This is a genomic window from Ilumatobacter sp., from assembly GCF_030065885.1.
Taxonomy (GTDB): Bacteria; Actinomycetota; Acidimicrobiia; order Acidimicrobiales; family Ilumatobacteraceae; genus Ilumatobacter.
Map to the genome: position 1 here is coordinate 1 of NZ_JASJCS010000038.1, position 20220 is coordinate 20220.

Annotated in this window: 16 protein-coding genes; 3 read left to right on the top strand and 13 right to left on the bottom strand. The window is 71.4% G+C overall.

Annotated features, from left to right (window positions below):
• Positions 1–92: 92 nt before the first annotated feature.
• Entirely contained in the window at positions 93–884 is a 792-nt protein-coding gene (locus QNJ12_RS10360) for a hypothetical protein (protein WP_300622526.1), read from the top strand.
• 42 nt (positions 885–926) lie between these two features.
• Here QNJ12_RS10360 and QNJ12_RS10365 read toward each other — a convergent pair whose 3' ends face one another.
• The 6 genes from QNJ12_RS10365 to QNJ12_RS10390 all read right to left on the bottom strand — a co-directional run bounded on the left by QNJ12_RS10365 (position 927) and on the right by QNJ12_RS10390 (position 8804).
• Positions 927–1955: a TIGR03617 family F420-dependent LLM class oxidoreductase gene (locus QNJ12_RS10365; protein ID WP_300622528.1), complete on the bottom strand. Its 1029-nt coding sequence runs from the start codon at positions 1953–1955 to the stop codon at positions 927–929.
• A gap of 67 nt (positions 1956–2022) precedes the next feature.
• Complete coding sequence (locus QNJ12_RS10370; RefSeq protein ID WP_300622530.1) at positions 2023–3273, bottom strand: acyl-CoA dehydrogenase family protein; 1251 nt, start codon at positions 3271–3273, stop codon at positions 2023–2025.
• A 4-nt stretch (positions 3274–3277) separates the two neighbouring features.
• Positions 3278–5575, bottom strand: a complete 2298-nt coding sequence (locus tag QNJ12_RS10375; protein ID WP_300622532.1) for a xanthine dehydrogenase family protein molybdopterin-binding subunit — start codon at positions 5573–5575, stop codon at positions 3278–3280.
• Between the two features lie 94 nt (positions 5576–5669).
• Positions 5670–6452, bottom strand: a complete 783-nt coding sequence (locus QNJ12_RS10380) for an enoyl-CoA hydratase/isomerase family protein (RefSeq protein ID WP_300622534.1) — start codon at positions 6450–6452, stop codon at positions 5670–5672.
• Between the two features lie 181 nt (positions 6453–6633).
• A complete protein-coding gene (locus QNJ12_RS10385) occupies positions 6634–8163 on the bottom strand; it encodes a polysaccharide biosynthesis tyrosine autokinase (protein WP_300622535.1) in 1530 nt (509 codons plus the stop codon).
• On the bottom strand, positions 8163–8804 hold the full coding sequence (locus QNJ12_RS10390) for a sugar transferase (protein ID WP_300622537.1): 642 nt from the start codon (positions 8802–8804) through the stop codon (positions 8163–8165). Before QNJ12_RS10390 ends, QNJ12_RS10385 begins: the two co-directional genes overlap by 1 nt.
• Positions 8805–8854: 50 nt before the next feature.
• Here QNJ12_RS10390 and QNJ12_RS10395 point away from each other — a divergent pair, with 50 nt between their 5' ends.
• Positions 8855–9652 (top strand): sulfotransferase domain-containing protein, encoded by a 798-nt coding sequence (locus QNJ12_RS10395; protein WP_300622538.1) that lies wholly within the window; start codon positions 8855–8857, stop codon positions 9650–9652.
• Positions 9649–10797 carry a glycosyltransferase gene (locus QNJ12_RS10400; RefSeq protein ID WP_300622540.1) on the top strand — a complete coding sequence of 383 codons (1149 nt, stop codon included), beginning with the start codon at positions 9649–9651 and terminating at the stop codon, positions 10795–10797. The genes QNJ12_RS10395 and QNJ12_RS10400 overlap by 4 nt, the downstream gene beginning before the upstream one ends.
• Here the strand turns inward: QNJ12_RS10400 and QNJ12_RS10405 are convergent, their stop codons facing one another.
• From QNJ12_RS10405 to QNJ12_RS10435, 7 genes are all read right to left on the bottom strand, one after another.
• Positions 10798–11484, bottom strand: a complete 687-nt coding sequence (locus QNJ12_RS10405; protein ID WP_300622541.1) for an acyltransferase — start codon at positions 11482–11484, stop codon at positions 10798–10800.
• On the bottom strand, positions 11481–12611 hold the full coding sequence (locus QNJ12_RS10410) for a glycosyltransferase family 4 protein (RefSeq protein WP_300622542.1): 1131 nt from the start codon (positions 12609–12611) through the stop codon (positions 11481–11483). Before QNJ12_RS10410 ends, QNJ12_RS10405 begins: the two co-directional genes overlap by 4 nt.
• A complete protein-coding gene (locus QNJ12_RS10415; RefSeq protein ID WP_300622544.1) occupies positions 12608–13501 on the bottom strand; it encodes a sulfotransferase in 894 nt (297 codons plus the stop codon). Before QNJ12_RS10415 ends, QNJ12_RS10410 begins: the two co-directional genes overlap by 4 nt.
• The gene (locus QNJ12_RS10420; RefSeq protein WP_300622545.1) at positions 13498–14400 is read right to left on the bottom strand and encodes a sulfotransferase; all 903 of its coding nucleotides are present in this window, start codon (positions 14398–14400) and stop codon (positions 13498–13500) included. The genes QNJ12_RS10415 and QNJ12_RS10420 overlap by 4 nt, the downstream gene beginning before the upstream one ends.
• Positions 14387–17005, bottom strand: coding sequence for an O-antigen ligase family protein (locus tag QNJ12_RS10425; protein WP_300622547.1), 2619 nt, complete (start codon positions 17003–17005; stop codon positions 14387–14389). Before QNJ12_RS10425 ends, QNJ12_RS10420 begins: the two co-directional genes overlap by 14 nt.
• Entirely contained in the window at positions 17002–17730 is a 729-nt protein-coding gene (locus QNJ12_RS10430) for a hypothetical protein (RefSeq protein WP_300622549.1), read from the bottom strand. Before QNJ12_RS10430 ends, QNJ12_RS10425 begins: the two co-directional genes overlap by 4 nt.
• 241 nt (positions 17731–17971) lie before the next feature.
• A complete protein-coding gene (locus tag QNJ12_RS10435; protein WP_300622551.1) occupies positions 17972–20116 on the bottom strand; it encodes a DUF4012 domain-containing protein in 2145 nt (714 codons plus the stop codon).
• Between the last annotated feature and the right edge of the window lie 104 nt (positions 20117–20220).

Below are 20220 nucleotides of genomic sequence, written 5' to 3' on the forward strand. Positions count from 1 at the left end.
CGGCGCTCATGAGTTGCTTACCCAAATTGGGTTTTTACTTATAACTTTATTGTAAAGAGCCCCCGTTCTATGCGGCGTGGTTCCGGTTCTCGATGTGGTGGCGCTACGGCGACGGCCTCCTGCCGTTCCTCGTCAAGGATCCCGACTGGCCGCGCAACGACTCGATCAACCGGGTCAACGAGCGACACCGCCAGGAGATGGCGCAGCACATCGTCGACACGATCGGCGATCGACCCGAGCTGCTCGATGCCTGCATGCCGACCTACCCGCCGTACGGCAAGCGGATCGTGCTCGACAACGGATGGTTCGATGCGCTCACGAAGCCGAACGTGACGCTCGTGCCCGAGGCGATCGTCGGGTTCGACGAGACCGGTGTCATCGATGCGAGCGGCAGTCACCACGAGGTCGACGTGGTGGCGCTGGCGACCGGGTTCGAGGTGTTCCAAGGCGCCGCTCGCCTCGGGGTCGTCGGCCGCGACGGGCGGTCCCTCGCCGAGGAGTGGTCCGATGACGATCCGCAGGCCTACCTCGGCATCACCGTGCCCGGCTTCCCCAACCTGTTCCTGCTCCAAGGTCCGACGACGGGGCTCGGGCACGGTGGCAGCGCGATCTTCCAGGCCGAGTGCCAGGTCCGCCACGTCACGAGCTGCCTCGCAGAACTCGTGCGGCGCGGCGCAAGCACGATCGAGCCGAAGCCGGAGCCCACCGAGGCGTACAACCGGCGGCACGACGAGGAGCACGAGCGCCTCATCTGGACCCACTCGGCGATGCGGCCCTGGTACCGCAACGACGCCGGCCGCGTCGTCGCAGTGATGCCGTTCCGCCTCGTCGACTTCTGGTCCTGGACCCACGACGTCGACGCCGACGACTACGTGTTCACGTGACGTCCCCGAGTTGAAACGTTTCTGCTCTGACCCCGAGTGTTCTCAGGCGGCGCGGACGGTGGCGGCGACCTCGGCCCAGCGGCCACGAGCGCGGTCGTCGTGGCGGATCTGTTCCGCGCCGAGGTAGAGCACGACGCGTGACGCCACGCCCCGGTACCGGTCGACCAAGCGGTCGGCGAGGTCGTCCCACGACGCGACCACGGCGAACGACTCGAGCATCTCGTCGGTCACCAGCTCGGTGAGCCGATCGAACTCGCCGGCCTTCATCGCCGCACGCAGCCGCCCGGTCGTCCCCTCGAAGCCGAGGTCGTCGAACTGGAACGCGTAGTTCGGCGTGCTGCCGTAGAACGCGATCTGCTGCTTGGCCCGCGCGACGTACGGCGCTCGCTCCTCGGGGGTGTCGCCGGGGCAGGCGAAGACCGGGACGATCAGATCGAGCTCACCGGGGTCGCGCCCGGCGCGATCTGCCCCGTCGGCGATGCCGGCGAGCAGCCGGTGCTCGATGTAGTGCATCGAGTGCAGCGGGTGCACGTGCACGCCGTCGGCCACCTCGCCGGCGACGCCGAGCATGATCGGACCGACCGCGGAGATGTCGACGCGCATCGGGTGGTCGTGGGCCCTCGGCGCCCAGTCCGGCGGGAGCAGGGAGAGCTCGTAGAACTCACCCTCGTGCGACAGGCGCTCGCTCCGATCGAACGCCCGCCAGCACGCCTTGACCGCGAGCACGTAGTCGCGCAGGCGGGCCGCCGGGCGCTCGAACTCGGCGCCGTAACGGCGCTCGATGTGCGCCCTGACCTGGCTGCCGAGGCCGAGGCGGAACCGGCCCCCGGTGTTGTCGGCGAGCTCGTACCCCGTCGCCGCGGTCACCATCGGGCTCCGCGGGAACGCGACGGCGATGCCGGTCGTGAAGTGGAGCTCGGGCGCGGCCATCGCCGCTGCGGCGATCTGCATCCAGGGCACCTGGCTCGTCTCGGTGTAGAGCATCCCCGAGAAGCCGGCAGCCTCGAGCAGGCGGGCCAGCTCGGCGTTGTCCCGCCAGCTCGCCCCACCGGTCATCAGGTCGATCTCCATGCGTCGCGACCGTACCGTCGCGCTCGGGCACGATCACGGCTGGACGCCCGGCCGCGGGACGGGAGGTTCAGGACGTGCGGCTCACGTCGCGGAACGGCACGTGGCGATCGACCGCCGGCTCCTTCGGCAGCCCGAGGACGCTCTCGCCGATGATGTTGTGCTGGATCTCGTCGGTGCCGCCTGCGATCGACTGCGCCGGCGTCGACACCAGCACCTCGGCGATCACTGCGTCGAGCGGGTCGGGTCCGTTGCGTAGCATGCCTCGCGCGCCGGCGATCATCGAGTGGACGTGGTTCGCCATGCGGGCGACGTTCGAGAGCGCGAGCTTGCCGATCGAGCCCTCCGAGCCCGGCGGCCGGCCGAGCGCGCGAGCGGCACCGGCGCGTTCGGCGGTCCAGTGCGAGGCCCGCTCGAAGCTGAGGAGCCTGGCGATCTCCTGCCGGATCACCGGGTCGCCTGCGACGCCCGCCGCCCTCGCACGCTCGACGACGAGCTCCGCGCGGCCGCGGCGCTGCGGATACCACCGGTAGGTGGCCATGTACCCGTCGGCCTCGACCCGGGCCTCGTCGATCACCCGACCCGTGGCGCCGGCCGCGAACTCGACCGTGCGGACCCCGGCGAAGCTCCGCTCGTGGGCCAGCGTGGCGCGCGCCACCCGCCAGCCGTCGCCCTCGGCGCCGACCATGTTGCCGTGCGGAACGACGGCGTCGGTCAGGAACACCTCCATGAACGACTGGTGGTGGTTCATCTGGCGGATCGGGCGCGCCTCGACGCCGGGCTGGCGCATGTCGAGCACGAAGTACGAGAGACCGGCGTGCTTGACGGCGCCCCAATCGGTCCGCGCGACGAGGATCGCCATGTCGGCGTGGTCGGCGCTCGTGTTCCACACCTTCTGCCCGTTGACGTGCCACGTGTCGCCGTCGCGGACCGCGGTGGTCTGCAGGCCCGCGAGATCGGAGCCGGCCACCGGTTCGCTGAACAGCTGACACCAGGTCAGCGCGCCGGTCAACGTCGGCCGGAGGATCCGCGCCTTCAGCTCGTCGCTGCCGTGCTCGTAGATCGTCGGCGCAGCGAGCGTGGCGCCTGCTCCGAGCGGGTTGTGCACGCCACCCGCCCGCAGGATCGTCGTGCGGACGACCTTGTCGGTCCACGCCGGCAACCCCCTGCCGAACCAGTCGGGCGACCACGACGGCACCGCCCAACCGGACTCGACGAGGCGCGTCCGCCACTCGACCAGCGAGAGGTCGGGATCCCACGCCCCACCGAACCAGTCGAGGACGTCGGCGACGATGTCGGCCTCGTCGATGCGCCCGGCCATGCGGTCAGCCGTTCTCGGTGCGGTCTCGTCCCGCGGTCGCGGCGTCGATCACCGACCAGACCCGTTCGGCCGTCGTCGGGATGTCGACGTGGCGGACGCCGAGGTGGGCGAGCGCGTCGACGACCGCGTTCTGCACCGCCGGCGTGGCGCCGATCGTGCCCGACTCGCCGATGCCCTTCGCACCGAGCGGGTTGATGGGCGACGGTGTCTCCTGCGGCCGGCGCTCGAAGCTCGGCAGCTCGGCCGAGGAGATGATGCCGTAGTCGGCGAAGTTGGCGGTCTTGGGGTTGCCGTCCTCGTCGTAGACGAACTCCTCCATCAGGGCCTGGGCGATCCCCGACGCGACCCCGCCGTGCACCTGGCCGGCGACGAGCATCGGGTTGACCATCACGCCGCAGTCGTCGCAGGTGACGTGGCGGATCGGCACCACCTCGCCGGTCTCGCGGTCGACCTCGACGACCGACAGCTGCGTCCCGAACGGGAACGCCACGCCCTCGGGCTGGAAGTCGGCCTCGGCGAGGAACGGCGACGACTGCTCGTCGATCGCCGCCGCGGCGACGTCGCCCCACGACGTCGACACCGCCGGCGTCCCGGCCACCGAGAACGCTCCGGTCGCCGTGTCGAGCACGATGTCGTCGCGGCTCGCCTCCAACAGGTTGGCGGCGACGTCCTTGGCCTGCTCGATCAGCGCCTCGCTCGCCTGCAGGATCGCCGAGCCGCCGATCTGCAGCGATCGCGACCCGCCCGTTCCGTTGCCGCGGGCGACCAGGTCGGTGTCGCCGTGGCGCACCTCGATCAGATCGAACGGGATGCCGGTCGTGTCGCTGGCGATCTGGGCGAACACGGTGTAGTGGCCCTGCCCGTGCGGTGAGACGCCGGTCAGCAGCAGCGCCGTCCCGTCGGGGCGTACCTCGATCGAGCCGAAGTCGGGCGAGGTGACGGGGTTGGTGATCTCGATGTACGACGCCCACCCGAGCCCGAGCAGCTTGGCCGACGGGTCGTCACGGCGGCGGGCCTGCTCGGCCCGCAACGACGAGTAGTCGATCTGCTCGAGCACCTTGTCGAGCGCACCTTCGTAGTCGCCGGAGTCCATCGTCGTGCCCGAGGCGTTCGTGTACGGGAACGCATCCGGTGCCACGAAGTTCTTGCGGCGCACCTCGGCCGGGTCCATCCCGATCTCGAGCGCGAAGGCGTCGACCATGCGGTCGATGATCTGCGCCGCCTCGGGGCGCCCTGCGCCGCGGTACGCACCGACGGGCATCGTGTTGGTCGCGACGGTCACCGTCGACACGTCGACGTTGGGGATGTCGTACGGACCGGTCGCGAGGTTCTTGGCGAAGATCGGCAGGATCGAGCCGATCTCGGGATAGGCACCGCCGTCCTGGATGACGTGCGATCGGAAGCCGGTGATGTTGCCGTCGCGGGTGCCGCCGATCGTGGCCGAGATCGATTGGCCGCGGCCGTGGACGAGGCCGAGCATGCTCTCGCTGCGCGTCTCGGCCCACCGGACGGGACGCTCGAGCCGGCGAGCGAGCACGGCGACGACGATGTCCTCGGGGTAGTTGCCGTTCTTGGCGCCGAAGCCGCCGCCGACGTCGGGGGTGATGACGCGGACCTGCGCGGCGTCGACGCCGAGCGCCGCGGCGAGGCCGTCGCGGGTGCCGTGAGCGCCCTGGTTCTCCGACCACTGCGTGAGGTGCTCGACGTCGTCGACGGTGTCCCACCTCGCGATCGTCGCCCGCGATTCGAGCGGGCACGGAGCGATGCGGTGGTTGCGGAACGAGAGCTCGACGGTGACGTCACAGCCCTCGAACACGTCGGCACCGGAGCCGGGGATCTGGAAGATCGTGTTCGTGCCGGCGGCGGGGTGGAGGACGACGTCGTCGGTGAGCGCCTCGTGCATCGACACGACGGCGTCGAGGATGTCGACGTCGGCCCAGACCGCGTTGGCCGCGTCGACCGCCTCGGTGTACGTCTCGGCGACGACGACGGCCACCGGCTCGCCGACGTAGCGCACCCGGTCGGTGGCGAGCCGAGTCCGCGTCATGTCCTGGTTGAACATCGGCATGCCCGGCGCGTAGGGCTCGAGGCCGAGATCGGCAGCGGTGTAGATGCCGATCACCCCCGGCATGCCGATCGCGTCCTCGGTCTCGATCGACCGGATCTCGCCGTGGGCGACCTGCGATCGGACGAACGCCGCGTGCACGGCCCCGTCGGCGGGGTGATCGTCCACGTACGTGCCCCCGATGGTGAGGAGGGCGGGATCCTCCTTCCGGATCACGTCCGTGCCGAGCATGCTCATGGGTGGTTCCTCTTCTCTCGTGGCTGGCCGGGTCTCGTTCTTCGCGTCGGCCGAGTCTCACCGCGAACGGTCGAGAGAGCCGAGCCGGGCCCGCTCACGAGCCGGTGAACTTCGGCGTTCGGCGCTCTGCCATCGCGGCGACGCCCTCCCGCCAGTCGTCCGTCCGCCGCAACCGGTCCTGCTCGGCCTTCTCGCGGTCGGTCGCCTGCGCGACGAGCTCGGGGAGGTCACCGCGCATCGTCTCGCGGATCGAGCGAACGGCGAGCGGTGCCGACGTCGCGATCTCGACCGCGAGCTGACGGGCCGCGTCGCGGAGTCGCTCGGCCGTCACGAGCTGGTCGACGAGGCCGATCGCGGCGGCCTCCTCACCGGTGATCCGCCGCCCGGTGTACAGCAGTTCGAGCGCGCGCTGCTGACCGACGAGTCGCGGCAGCGTCACGGTGAGCGCGAACCCGTGGTGAAAGCCGAGCCGCGCGAAGTTGGCGCTGAAGCGCGCCTCGGGCGCGGCCACGCGGAAGTCGGGCATGCAGGCCAGGCCGAGCCCACCGCCGATCGCCGCGCCCTGCACTGCGGCGACGACGGGCGTCTTCGTCGCGAACAGGTCGTATGCGGCGTCGTAGAGGTGGCGGGTCGATCCCTCGGGCGTCGACCCGCCCGAGCCGAAGTCGGCGCCGGCACAGAAGTGCCTGCCCTCCGAGCACAGCACGATCGCCCGGCACCGCTCGTCGTCGTCGAGCGCGGCGAACGCCCCTGCGAGCGACTCGATCAGGCTCAGGTCGAAGAAGTTGTTCGGGGGGCGCCGGATCTCGGCGGTGGCCACGCGGTCGTCGCCGATCGTCACCTCGACGTCGCCGTGGGTCGTCGTCGCGGTCGCCATGCGCGGACCCTAACCGTGTGCCGATCACCGCCACGAAGGGCGCGTGCCGACGTGTGGCACCCGATCGGCGACGAGGAGATCGAAGGGTCGTTCGGCGTCGTGTGCGGACAGGGACGGCGACGCAGGAGCGGCCGGCGCCCGAACCGCACGATGGATGCGCGGCCCCGGACGAGCGCGCCGGTCAGGTGTGCGAGTAGGCGTATGCGTACGCGTACGCGACCGAGCTGTCGCTGCGGTTGAGCACGGTACCGATGACCGGGGCGCTGACCTGGCGGAGGGCACCGATCGCCCGCCGCGTGTCGTCGCGGCGGGTGCGGCCTCGCTGGCACACGAGGACGACACCGTCGACGTGGCGGGCGAGGGCGACGCTGTCGGAGACCGGCAGCACCGGCGCCGAGTCGATGACGACGTGGTCGTACTCCTTGCGCAGCCGGTCGACGAGGTCGCTCATCGCGCCGCTGCCGAGCAGCTCGGACGGGTTGGGCGGCATCGGACCGCAGGGCACCACGTCGAGCCCGTCGGCGACGCGGTAGACGGCTTCCTCGAGTGACTCGCCGGCGAGTATCGAACTGATGCCGTGCTCGGCCGGCAGACCGAAGACCTTGTGGAGGCGCGGCTTGCGGAGGTCGCAGTCGATCAGCGCGACGTTGGCGCCCGAGTGCGCCAGCACGACGCCGAGATCGGCGGCGACGGTGGTCTTGCCCTCGCCGGGCAGCGAGCTCGTCACCTGGACGACGCGCATCGGGTGGTCGATGCCGAGGAAGACCAGGTTCGTTCGGAGTCCGCGGATCGACTCGAGCGTCGGTGAGGCGGGATCGACGAGGGCGAGCGAGCCCTCTTGCAGTTCGCTCGCGACGGGGACCGAGGCCAGCACCGGCAGTGGGCTCACGACGGCCTCGAGATCCTCGAGGCCCCGGATGCGGGTGTCGATCGTCTCGAGCAGGAGCGCGGTTCCCGCACCGAGGATCAAGCCGACCGCGAGCGCGATGAGCAGCGTGCGAACGGGGCGCGGCGAGATCGGCGAGTCGGGAACGTCCGCCGGCCGGATCAGCGTCGCCCCGCTCGGTGCCAGCGCGACCTCGAGCTCGGTCTCGTCGAGGCGTTCGATGAAGGTCGCCCGCCGGTCGACCAGCCTCGACCGTTGCTCGGCGAGCGACGCCTGCTCACCCGCCGACACGGCGTCGTCGATCTCGAGTGCGATCTCGTCGATGTCGACGCTCAGCTCGTCGATCTTCGCCTGCAGCTGCTCGCTCGAGCTCTCCAGCTCGGCGATGTTGGCGTCGCGTCGCAGCGAGCCGTAGGCCGCGACGTAGGCATCGGCCAGGACCGCCGCGTCGCCGGCCGAGGTGCTCTTCACCTGCACCCTGATGACGTCGGTGTTCTGGATGCTCGTCGCCTGGGCCATCGGCGGCAGCGAGGCGAGGGCGAGGTCGTCGGCAACCCGCTGGCGGACCTGGGAGCCCTCGATGATCTGGATCTCGGTCTGCACCGAACGCTCGAGGTCGGCGGCCCGGAACGTCGACGAATCGTCGAAGACGCCCGAGGTGGACTGCAGCTCGACGAGCATCTCGGCCTCGGCCTGGTACACGCGGTCCTGCAGGGCCAACATCACCACCGCCGACGTGAAGCAACCGGCGACGGCGATCAGGAGCACCCATCGATGGGCCCACAGCGTGCGGGCGTAGTCGGCCAGGGTGTGGGTCTCGTTCATCAGGCGTCGACCCGTTCGACGTGGCCGTCGATGGTGGCCGGACCGATCGGGTCGGTGTCGCCCATCAGCCGGCGGCACTCGGCGTGGCTCAGCGGCGGCCGTGCCTTGGTGACCACGGCCACCGTGCTCACGATGATGCGGAAGTCCAGCAGCGTCCCCTGGCGATCGACGTAGTCGATGTCGTACTGCGGGTGCTCGTACATCAAGCCCTTCGCGTCGACGCTGACCTGCCAGGGGCCCGTCATCCCGGGGCGGAGCTGGCGGCGTGCCCTGCGCTGCTCGTCGCACATGTACTCGACGAGGTGCGGCATCTCGGGACGCGGGCCGACGAGCGACATCGAACCGTTGACCACGTTGACGAGCTGGAGCATCTCGTCGATGTGGTATTTCCGCATCATCCGGCACACGCGTGGCATCGACACGCCGCGCAGGTGGTACTTGTCGAGCGACGTCGAGACGGTCGTCGGCAGCGTCCGGATCTTGAAGATCGTGAAGGGAACGTCACCGTGACCGAGGCGTTGCTGGCGGAACACGGGGTCGGCGCGCAACGCCACCGCCGACACGACGAGCGCGATGGCGATGACAGGCGACAACACGGCGAGCGCGATGGACGCCAAGAGGAACTCCAGTGGTCGTGGCACGCGGGCCGTAGGATACTCGCCACTCAGGCGTTTCTCCTGAAAGCCCCTCCATGCGCACCCGCTTCCGCCCCGACCTGGCCTCGGTCCGCTGGGATCTCCGGCGCTTCGGAATGTCGGTCCACCGGCTCCGTCCGGCGCCCGGATCGCCGAAGGTCTTCAGCAACTCGATCCCGAAGGCCGGTACCCACCTGACGGAACGCGCACTCTGCCTCCACCCGGCGCTGTACCGGAAGCTCACCCCGACGATGACGCGCGGGCTCCAGCGCACACGGCCCGAACGCGTCGACCGGCTGATCGCCACGGCACGCCCTGGTCAGGTGCTCGTCGCCCACCTGCCGCACTCCGCCGAGCTCGCCGACACGCTCCACGAGCACGGTGTGGCGATCGTCGTCACGGTGCGCGACCCCGTCGAGATCGCGGCGTCCTGGATGCACTTCGTGCGAGCGTGGAAGTCGCACCCGCTCCACGCGAGGGCCACGTCGATGACCGACGACGAGTTGCTCGGGCTCCGGCTCGAGGGCGACGAGACGGTGGGCATCGCGCCGTTCCGGCAGGTGTTCCGCGACTATGCGGGGTGGCTCGGCAGTGCCGACCACGTGGTCCGGTTCGACCGGCTCCGCTCGCCGGCGACACGCGCCGACGCCCTCACCGCGCTCTGGGGCGCGCTCGACGTCGCGCACGACGATCGTCGCGTCGCCAGGGTGGCCGACGATCTGGTCTCCTCGGCGAGCCCGACCTACCGGCCGGGCGCCCGCGACCCAGCGCTCGCCGGCGTCTCGGCGCAGGTGCTCGATCGCCTGCACCAGGACCTGGCCTGGGCCTTCGAGACCTTCGGCTACGCGCGATGAGCCTCGACATCGGCGTCTTCGGGATCCGCGACGTGCCGTCGACCTACAGCGGCTACGAGACGTTCCTCGGCGAGCTGCTGCCCCGGCTCGTCGACCGTGGGCATCGCGTGACCGTCTACGTGCGCGGCGAGCCGGGCGAGCGTGAGCCGTATCGCGGCATCCGTCGCGTGCGCACCGCTGCGATCCGCTCGAAGCAGCTCGACACGCTCTCGCACTCGTGGACGGCCGGGTTCGCCGCGGCGAGGGCTCGCCACGACGTGTCGCTCGTCTGCAACGTCGCCAACTCGCTCGCGCTCGCTGCGCTGCGTCCGTTCGGGCTGCGCTCGGTGCTCAACGTCGACGGTCAGGAATGGCGGCGCGGCAAGTGGAGCGCCGCCGGCCGCGCCTACTTCCGCGGCTCGGCGCACCTCGCCCGCTTCGCGTCCCGGGCCCTGGTCACCGACTGCCGGGCGATGGCCGATGTCTACCGCGACGAGTTCCGCGCCGCGAGCGTGGTCATCCCGTACCCGGTGCCCGAGAGCGCTGCACCCGAGCCGGACGAGCTGGCGCCGATCCTCGAGCGGTGGGACGTCGTCCCCGATGGCTTCCTGTTCACCGGCGGGCGGCTCGTCCCCGAGAACAACATCGAGCGGATCGCCGAGCGCTACGTGGCGACCGAACACCCGTATCCGCTCCTCGTGGCCGGGACGGCCAACTACGACTCGCCCGTCGTCCGGCGACTCGACGAGCTCGCGGGCGACGATCCCCGCATCCGTCCCATCGGCCACGTCGACGATCGCCGCGCGTTCGCCGCGTTGCTCGCAGGCTCGCGCCTGTACCTGCACGGCCACAGCGTCGGGGGTATCAACCCGTCGGCCGTCGAGGCCCTGGCCGCCGGCGCCAACATCGCCGCGTTCGACACCCCGTTCAACCGTGAGGCGATCGGTGACGCCGGCAGCGTGTTCGGCCTCGACGGGTCGTTCGATGCGGTCGTCGAAGCTGCCCTCGGCGATGAGGGGTTGCCGGCGGCGCGCGAGCGTGCCCGGCGACGCGCACGCGACTGGTTCGATCTCGACGACATCACCGACGCCTACGAAGAGATCCTGCGACGGGCGGCGTCGATCCGCTCGCCGCGCCTCGTCACGCGATGGGCAGCGGCGCGCTGATCACCCCGCCGCCAGCGAACGCTTCACGGCCGCCGGGACGCCGGCCACCAGCGTCCGCGGTGGCACGTCGTGGGTCACCACGCTGCCCGCCGCCACCACGGCGCCTCGGCCGACGACGACCCCCGGCAGGATGATCGAGCCGGCGCCGATCCAGCAGTCGTCCTCGAGCACCACCGGCTCGGCGCCGACGCCCTGCGCCTTGATCGGTTCGCCGGCGTCCTCGAACTCGTGCCATTCGGTGAAGATGTTGACGTTCGGTCCGAGCAGGCAGCGTGCCCCGATCGTGATCGTCTCGGAGCAGCCGACGTAGTTCATCGGGCCGATGTTGGAGTCGTCGCCGACGACGAGACCCCGGCCCGGCGAGCGGCCGTAGAAGCCGGACGGGCGGATCTGCGCGCCGCGGCCGACCGAGACCCGCGCACCGAGACGGATCCCCCCGGTCGAGCGCCCTTGGATCTGGGCGTCGTCCTCGAGCACCGACCACGGTCCGATGCTGATGCGGTGTCGGTTGAGCAACTGCACGCGGCGACCGCGGAGCACCGGCCGCGGCGGCCACGAGCAGGACGCGTTCGTCAACATGCCGCGCGCGGCCATCACCAGCGTGCGCAGCAACATCTGGACGGCGGTGCGCCGGTCGGGCTCGTCGGCGAACAGCGCTCGCACTCGACCGGCGGGCCCCGAGCTCACAAGCCCTCCTGGGTGAAGGCGCTGGCGAGGCGCTCGCTGAACGCAGCGAGGGAGTGCTGCGTCGCGAACGTGGTCTGCGCCGCGGCGGAGATGCGGGCGGCGAGGTCGGGGTCGTCGAGGACGGCCGTGGTCACGGTTGCGAGCGTATTGGGGTCGCCCATCGGCACGAGGAAGCCGTCGACGCCGTCGCGGATCGCCTCCGCGGCGCCTCCGCCGTCGGTCGCGACGACGACACACCCGGCGCGCATCCCCTCCAGCACGACCGTCGGGTAGGGGTCGGGGCGCCGGGACGGCACGACCAGGATGTCGCTGCGACCGATCAGCTCCGACGTGTCCGCGAGCTCACCGAGGTAGCGGAGCCGCCCGCCCGAGCCGGCGCACGCCTCGACGACGGCGCGGCCGGCGCTGTCGTCACCCGGCACGGCGCCGCCGGCGATCTCGAACGTCACGTCGTCCCGATCGATCGCTCCGGCCATCTCGACGAAGTCGTCGACGCCCTTCCACTCCGAGAGCCGACCGACGAAGGCGACGACCTGTGTGGCGGTGGGCTCCCGGCGAACCGGCAGCTCGGCGATGCCGTTGTGGACGACGGTGACGTTGGCCGCGTCGCCCAGCGCCCGCCGGACGGCGTGCGAGACCGCGAACACGTGCGCCACGAATCGAGGTGCGACCCGCTCCACGATCGCGAAGGCGCGCGGCGAGACGAGGATCTCGTGGCAGTGCAACCACCGGTTGCGGCGTCGGACGACCGGGAGGAACAGGAGCGGCATCAACGCCAGCGAGTTGAGATAGAGCGCGTCCAGTCCGCGGCGCCGCATGAGGCGGCGGACCCGCACCGGAGCGGCCAGACCCGCAACCAACAGCCGGCCGATACGGGGCCAGCGCAGCGACGACCGACGAACGACGCCGAGGTCGACGACATGGACGTCGATGCCGCGATCTCGGAGCGTCGAGCTCAGCCACCCGGGTCCGCTGTCGTCGGGGAGCGCCACCTCGACGTGGTGGCCCCGGTCGCGGAGCACGTCGATCACCGTCGTCAGGATGCGGTCCGAGCCGTATCCCTCGTCCGCCGAATGGACGACGAGCAGGCGTCGGGGCGTCGGCGCCGTGCCGGTGGCCGCGGTCATGGTCTGCTGGCCAGGACGATCCCGCGTCGCTGCTCGAGCCGCCGGAGGTCGTCGGCGTATATCTCGCGCAACCGGTTGCGCGCCTCGGTGTCGTCGTCGGTCGTCGCCCGCTGCGACGCCCGCCATGCCTTGGCTCGCTCGACGAGCCGTTCCGGGAGCCGCGCCGCGACCGCGCTGCGGATCCGGAGCGGCCGGACGAAGAGGTACGTGAGCAGCCGGTTCCCGACGTCGGGGCTGGCGTTCGTCTCCTCGGGGATCACGACCTCGACGTCGTCGGCGAGTCCGAGCGCACGCCACGCGGCGCGGATCGACGGTTCGGGCGCCGCGATCAGGTCGTCGAAGCGCAGGACGTGCAACCGCTGGCCGAGCATCGGTTCGAGCTCGTCGAGGGCGGCGCCGTAGCGGCCCTGCTCGACGTAGCGGAACCCCGGTGACCAGGTCGACCGGCGGCCGGCGAGCTCGTCGTCGATCGCGTCGACGAGGCGCGGCGCCGGCTCGAGCCCTTGGCCGCGGTGGCGGGTGTAGGCCGACTCGGCGCGAGCCACCGGGTCGCGGAGCACCACGAAGAACGTGGCCTCGGGTTGGCGCCGAACGATCTCGCGAACGGCGTCCGGCCAGAACATCAACGTCGTGCTCCCGTCGATCCAGACCCGCTCGGCGCGGTCGCGGTAGAGCGACAGATACCGCTCCTCGTCGGACACCCAGGTTCCGTTCAGGTAGCTGTCGCCGGGCCCGTCGTAGTGGTACCCCTGCGGTGGCGCGCCGAAGAAGTGGGGCTCCTTCATGTCGCACACGTACGCGTCGGGGTGGGCGGCGAGAGCCAGCGAGAGGAACGTCGTCCCACAACGCGGCGCGCCGGCGACGAAGCAGTTCGGGATCCGAGCGCTCATGCGTCGACCAGCCAGTGCGACAGGTCGCGATGCAGGCGATCACCGAGCCAGCCGACGTCCGTCGAGCAGTGGTCGAGCACGATCCGTTGCGCTTCGGCGGAGGGACGCTCGGGCGCCGCTGCACGTGAGTTGAGGCGCCGAGCGCGTTCGAGCGCGAGGTCGGTCACCCGTCGCGGGAGCACCCGCTGGACGACTCTGGCGGCCCCCGATCGTCGGCCCCGCGGCCGGAGCAGTCGCGCCAGCCGTTCGTTCCGCGCCGCGCCCGCCTCGTTCGAGCGCGGCAGCGTGAGGTGTGCCGGTGCGGCCCCGCTGAACGCGACGATCGCAGCGAGCGTGGCCTCGGCGTCGCCGCGCAGGTCGTCGTACAGCGCGACGTGCAGGCGGTCCGCACCCACCCGCTGCTCGATGCGCTCGACGTGGTCGCGCAACCTCGAGTAGCGCAGGTAGGCGCAGCTGCGACGCACGGCCGGGTCGTCGTCGAGGCGGTCGTCCGAGGCGGTCAGCGCGCTCGCGAAATCGGTCTCGGGTTCCCACCCCATCCGACGTGCGTACCGGAACGCCGAGAACGCCCGGCCGACGGGATCGCGCAGGAGCACCACGAAGCGCATCCCCGGGTTGTGGCCGAGCGCGAAGTCGACGGCGTCGTCGCTGTACATGACACCGACGCTCTTCGCCACGCGGATCGAGTCCGGCGGCGGCTCGTGCGGGAAGTACCGCTCCATCACCTGCGCAGCGGGCTGCTCGCGGAGGTGCTCGGAGACGAAGTACGGGAACTCGACCTGGGCGTGGACGTCGAGGCGGGGATGTGCGGCCAGCGCGCTCTTGACCGCCGTCGTGCCGGCCTTCTGGGCGCCGGCGACCAGCACGTCGACCGGCCGGAAGCGGTCAGGAGCCGGCATCGTCCACCACCTCGGCCAGTGATCCCTCGGCCATGCCGACCCGCGCATCGATCCGTTCGTCCGACGTCAGGGGGACACGCCCGTCCGGCTGTGCGTCGTCGCGGCCGGTCGCGAGGCGATCGGTCACGGCGACGGCGAGAACCGACTGCAGCAGCCAGAAGATGCCCAGGCGCCCGAACAGGGTGCTGTAGGTCCAGTTCATGGCGGCGATCAGCATGCTGTAGCTGACCAGAGCGACCAACCAGGGTCGGAGTCCCGCATCGCTGCGGGCGGCGCGACCGACCCGGACGAGCAGGACGACCTGCAGCACGACCACGACCGCCACCCCCAGCAGCCCGAGCTGGTAGGTGACGTCGATGAAGCCGTTGTGGGCCTGCTTCACCGACCACGTGGTCTGTCGGGTGCCGGTCCACACGACGATCTCGCCGAGCTCGAAAGTGGAGAAGCCGTGGCCGAACCAGGGACGCTGCTGGATGTCCTCGATGACGAGCCGCCAGAGGGACCGGCGCACCTCGGCCGTGTTCTGATCGAGGTTGCGCCCGAGCAGCTGGAGTGCCAGCCGTGAGGGGTTGAACGAGCCGACCGCCGCCCACGCCGTCAGCGCCCCGGCGGTCGCGTAGAGCACCACAGCGTTGAACCGATACGGCTCGACCTCGCGGAGCCGTTGGAAGAGCAGCGGCGCGAGCAGCAGCACGGTGACGATCAGGAGGGTCGACGTCCCCGACCGGGCGAAGAAGGCGAGCGTCAGCGCGACCAGCAGCGAGCCGGTCAGGACCCGCGACCGAACCTGACCGAGCACGGCGAGCACGAGCGCGCAGATGGCGACGAGGAACGCGGCGCGGCCGAGACCGTTCTTCTGCTCGAAGAGGCCGACGAACGTGCCGCGGGGTCCGGCGCCCGACCCGCTCAGGAAGACCGCCAGGTTGACGAGGCCGACGATCAGCACGGCCCGGAAGACGGGGAGCAGGCGCCGTATCGGTGGCAGCCGCGCCATCACCATCACCGAGATGGCGCTGACCCCGATCAGATCGACGAGTCCGCCGACGGTGGAGCGCGGCGCTGCGGACCAGAGCAGTGAGGTCGCCGCGAGTGCCAGCGGGACCCAGATGTACACGTGCGAGGCCCACCGGCGCAGCGCCGCCGGCCGCGTGGCGACGTCCCACACGGCGAACGCCGTCGCGGCGTATTGCGCCAGCACCGCCGCCTGGCCGGCGGCACCGGTGCGGAACGGCCGCAACGAGGCGAGCACGATGATCGTGAGGATCAGCTCGTTGCGTGCCAGCGCGTCGCGGCCCGGGCGCGTGCTCGCCGCGATCGCAGACGTCGGTGCGACGAACGGTGCGGTCGGCGCTGTCGGCGCGGTCGGCGGGCGAGCCGCACGCGGGGGCGGGACCCGCAGGCTGCCGAGCCGAACATCTCGCGCCGGGAGGGGGACCTCGGTGGCCGGCACACCCGAGTACCGCCGCCGGCCGAGGACGACGCAGCGGATCGTAGCCGCGAGCAGGATGCCGGCGGCGGCCGCCCGGAGGCCGAGCGCGGCGAGCGACACGACGGCGGTGAACGCCAGCGGGCTCGACACCATGTAGCGCCGCGAGAGCTCGCGGTACCGATCGGCGAGCCGGTAGGTGGTCTCGAGGTACGTGCCGACCGCCTGCAGGATCCATGCACAGCCGACCAGGACGAGCACGAGCAGATCGACGTCGCGGAACAGGCGGGTGTCGGGCAGCGACAGCCGGACGACCACCATCAGACCGAGCCACGCGGCGATGGAGACGACCAGGCCTTGGTAGACACGTCTGGCGTGGCGCGTTCTGTGAACCACCTCGCCCTCCGATCGCACGGCGAGCACACGGACCGTCTGGATGATCGGGTTCAGCGGTGTCAACAGCAGGATCGAGGTGCGGAGCGCGCCGAACGCCGCGAGACCGAGCACGACCCCGGAGAGCACCGTCGCGACCTGGGCGAACCCGCGCAGCAGCACGGCGGTGGCGATGACGTCGAGCAGGCGCTCGCGCACGAACTGCAGGACGTCGGGGATGGTCCCGGCGGGCAACCAGCGACGGTTCGCGACGAGCACCAGGCTCGCTGCGACGCCTGACGCCGACCAGCATGCGAGCACGATCAGCGGCGAGAGCTCGGCGAGCATCGAGGTGGCGACGACGCACGCCGCTCCGATCGACAGCCAGACGACCTCGATCTGGAGCGCCCGCCCTGCCCGGCCGGCGTGGATGAGCACCGCCCGCCCGGCGTCCTGCATGAGCAGGAACGGGAGGGCGACGCCGATCACGACGAGCGATCGACCCATCCCGCCACCGATCACCACGCCCGCCACGGCGGAGATCGCACCGGCGACGAGGCCCACGGCACCGGCGACGGGCACGAGCGCGCGGCTGCTGCGACCGCTGCTCAGCACCGGCTCGACCACGGCCGAGCGGGTGAGCATGACGGTCAGCAGCACCAGTGCCATCGCGAACGAGAATGCGCCGAACTGCGCCGTCGACCCGGTCAGCACCGCGAGCAGGCTGGCGAGGAAGTTCGACGCGCTCGACAGGCCGGTGACGGCGAACGGCGCGGCGCGCTGCACGTTGCGGAGCACGCGCGTCACACCGGCGCTCCGGCGGCATCGAGCAGTGCGGTCCTCGCGTCCTCGGCCCGCCGGCGCTCGCCGGCGGGTACGGCGGCGATGAGGCGGTCGGCCTCGGCGCGGGCGATGCGCTCGGGCGCCTGCTCGGTCCGCGTCCCGGGCCGGGCGGCGCGCCACACGGCATCACGATCGGCGAGATCGACGTCGGGTCGGGGCTCGACGCCGGCGGCACGGGCGATCGACGCGAGCACTCGCTCGGGCTCGGCGGTCAGTTGCTCGAACGTGACGACGGCCAGCTCGGACGCGCAGGGGAGGATCCGCTCGTGGAACGAGGCGTACGCGCGGAGGCCGACGGCGGCCGAGGGCACGAAGTCGCGGCGCAGCAGCGACGCCACCGCCGGTTCGGGGCGCCGGACGATGACGAAGGTCGGGAGCCCGCGCCGCAACCCGGCGGTGACCTGTGCGGGGACGTGGTGGTGGTGCGCGACCGTGGCGACGTCGACGCCCAGCAGTCGCAGCGCGGCGACCGCGAACGTGTTCCCGGATCCACCGAAACCCTCGACGACGATCTTGGTGGCGTCGCCGACCAGCTGATCACGCCGACGGCGCGGTTCGGCGAGCGTGAGGATGCGGTAGCCGAGCTCGGACGCACCGGCTCGCTGTCGCGCCGCGTGCCTGGCGGTTCGAAGCGCAGGACAAACCGCACGCAGCGCCGCGGCCGCCGCTGATCGCTGCTGCTCTGACACGGCTGCTCATCCTAAGGGCGACACGTGCGGCGAGTTCAGGACGGACCACGGGCCGCTCCCACCTGGGCAGCCCGTCGGGCGTGCCCACGAACTCGAGGTCGAGGCCGCTGCGCGTTGTCGGCGACCGGTGCAGCGACGTCAGCGACGGACCAGGGTTGCTCCCATGTCGGCAGCCCGTCGGGCGTGCCCACGAACTCGAGGTCGAGGCCGCTGCGCGTTGTCGGCGACCGGTGCAGCGACGTCAGCGACGGACCAGGGGTTGCTCCCATGTCGGCAGCCCGTCGGGCGACCCGACGAACTCGAGGTCGAGCACCCGCTGCTCGCGGCGCGCGAGGTCGACGACCAGCGTGCTGGTCACCCATCCCTGCTCGAATCCTCGGTCGAACTGCACCGGGACGCCGTCGAGGGTCGCAAGCTCGAACTCGGGCGGGCCGTAGATGGTGAGGATCATCCGATTGGTGCCGGCCCGCAGGCCGATCGTGTTGCCGACGACGATGTTGGGCTGGCGCCCGTCGGGGACCGCGTTCGTCAGCGTGATCGTCGCCCGGACCGTCGCACGACCGTCGGTGGTGCGCGTGCCGGGGCCGATGACCAGCTCGCGTTCGAGGTGCATGTCGATCTTGTTCCCGACGGCGTTGTTCACGATGTAGCCGAAGCCGGGCGGCTCGTCCAGCGCGCCCGACAGCGCCGTGCCGGCGAACGGTCCCTGCTCCTCGAGCCGGAGCGGCCAGAACAGGAAGCGCCCTTCCTCGACGAGCACCCGGAAGTCCTCGACGAGGGTGACCGGGTCGGGCAGGTCGGTGCCCAGCAGGCCCTGCATCGCGGTCTCGGCCGCCTCGGCGAGCACATCGACCCGCTCGTCGCGGTCCTTGATCGCGTACTGGCCGCTGATCAGGAAGTCGGCCGCGTTCCCGCGGGCGAGCCGAGTGCCGTCGCCGAGGCGCACCGGCCCGGTGTACTCGAGCAACTGCGCGATGACGTACGGATCAGCGACGATCACACCGTCGATCGGCAGGCGCCCCGACTGCGGGTACAGCACCTCGGCGACCTCGGCCACCGACGGGAGGTGCGGTGACATCGTGATGTTCGACCAGGCGCGCACGCCGATGTTGCCGTCCGGCGTGCGGAAGCCGAAGCGGCCCCAGGGGAGCAGGAAGGCTTCGGGACAGTCGGCGCACGAGGCGCCGTCGGCCGCCACGGCCGCCTCGAGGTCATCGTGCCGGCCGAACCAGTCGAGTCGGACCTCGCCGCCGTCGAGGACCAGCTCCCCGAAGTTGCCGGCGAAGCCGCCGAGCCCGCGTGCCTCGGCCGGCTGGGTGAACATGACCAGATAGCGACGGGGTGCGGCATCGCCCAGCATGTCGGGTGCGAGCTCGGCGATCTCGGACAGGTCGCCGAGCTGGCCGCGGTTGTCGTCGATGTCCGCCGCCGCGCGGTCGAGCCGACGCTGCACTGCGCCCACGAGCCAGGGCGACTCGACGTCGTCCAGCGTCAGGCGCAGCTCGTCGAGTTCGGCCTCGACGACGTTCAGGTCGTCGGCCAGCCGCCGTACCGCGACGAGGTCGATCCTGCCGTCGGAGAGCGTGACCGTGCTCGGGTCGACGGCGGCCATCGCGTCCGAGAGCGATTGGACCAGCTCCTCGGAGTCGTCGACGACCGAGCTGACGGCGCGTGCGTTCTGGGAGAGTCCGGGCACCACCCGTGCGGGCCCCGACCACGGCCGATCGATCGACGATCGAGCACGCCGGAGCAGCTCGGACGATCGCCGGAACGACGACGCCGCTTCGTCGAAGTCCCCTCGCCGGACGGCGCGCGCAGCACTCCTCGTCTCGGTGAGCGCCTCGTCGAGATCGGGCTTGGCGGCGGTGACCGAGTAGAGCAGGCCGACGGCGGCGACGACCGACACCCCTGCCGCGACGCCGAGCACGGCCGCGCCGATGCGGCGTGAGCGCCGCCGGCGGCGCGGCAACCCGCTGGCGATCGCGATCGACCCTGCGACGGCCCCGGCGAGCGCGCTCGCGCCGTCGAAGACGTCGAGTGTCGAGAACGCCGCGAGGTTGAGCGCAACGCCGATCACGGCCGCGCGTACGCCGCCCACCGGGCGCTGGAGGGTCCCGATCCACAGCGCCACCGCCACGACCACGACGGCCACGGCCAGCACGATCGGTTGCATCGAGGTGGCGGCCACCACGCTCGCCGTCAACGCGACCGCCCACCAGGCGGCGGAGGCCCCGACCCAGGTCGCGAACCCGACGATCATCGCCACCAGCACGGGGTCCCACCAGGTGACGCCGGTCGGTTGGAGCCCGCCGAACAGAGCGGCGAACAGGCCCGAAGCGGTCGCGACGACGACCGCAGGTGTCTCGTCGACGTGCTGCCGCTTCACCACCACAACGTGGCGGGACACTACCGGCCACGTCCGAGCACCCGGCGCAGCGCGCTGCCGGAGCGCCGGGTCGGAGGTATTCGGTACCCCCACGATCGGACGGG

Coding starts and splice junctions, on each gene's coding strand:
- QNJ12_RS10360 (WP_300622526.1), top strand. CDS start 93: ATGTGGTGGCGCTACGGCGACGGCCTCCTGCCGTTCCTCGTCAAGGAT.
- QNJ12_RS10365 (WP_300622528.1), bottom strand. CDS start 1,955: ATGGAGATCGACCTGATGACCGGTGGGGCGAGCTGGCGGGACAACGCC.
- QNJ12_RS10370 (WP_300622530.1), bottom strand. CDS start 3,273: ATGGCCGGGCGCATCGACGAGGCCGACATCGTCGCCGACGTCCTCGAC.
- QNJ12_RS10375 (WP_300622532.1), bottom strand. CDS start 5,575: ATGAGCATGCTCGGCACGGACGTGATCCGGAAGGAGGATCCCGCCCTC.
- QNJ12_RS10380 (WP_300622534.1), bottom strand. CDS start 6,452: ATGGCGACCGCGACGACGACCCACGGCGACGTCGAGGTGACGATCGGC.
- QNJ12_RS10385 (WP_300622535.1), bottom strand. CDS start 8,163: ATGAACGAGACCCACACCCTGGCCGACTACGCCCGCACGCTGTGGGCC.
- QNJ12_RS10395 (WP_300622538.1), top strand. CDS start 8,855: ATGCGCACCCGCTTCCGCCCCGACCTGGCCTCGGTCCGCTGGGATCTC.
- QNJ12_RS10400 (WP_300622540.1), top strand. CDS start 9,649: ATGAGCCTCGACATCGGCGTCTTCGGGATCCGCGACGTGCCGTCGACC.
- QNJ12_RS10410 (WP_300622542.1), bottom strand. CDS start 12,611: ATGACCGCGGCCACCGGCACGGCGCCGACGCCCCGACGCCTGCTCGTC.
- QNJ12_RS10415 (WP_300622544.1), bottom strand. CDS start 13,501: ATGAGCGCTCGGATCCCGAACTGCTTCGTCGCCGGCGCGCCGCGTTGT.
- QNJ12_RS10420 (WP_300622545.1), bottom strand. CDS start 14,400: ATGCCGGCTCCTGACCGCTTCCGGCCGGTCGACGTGCTGGTCGCCGGC.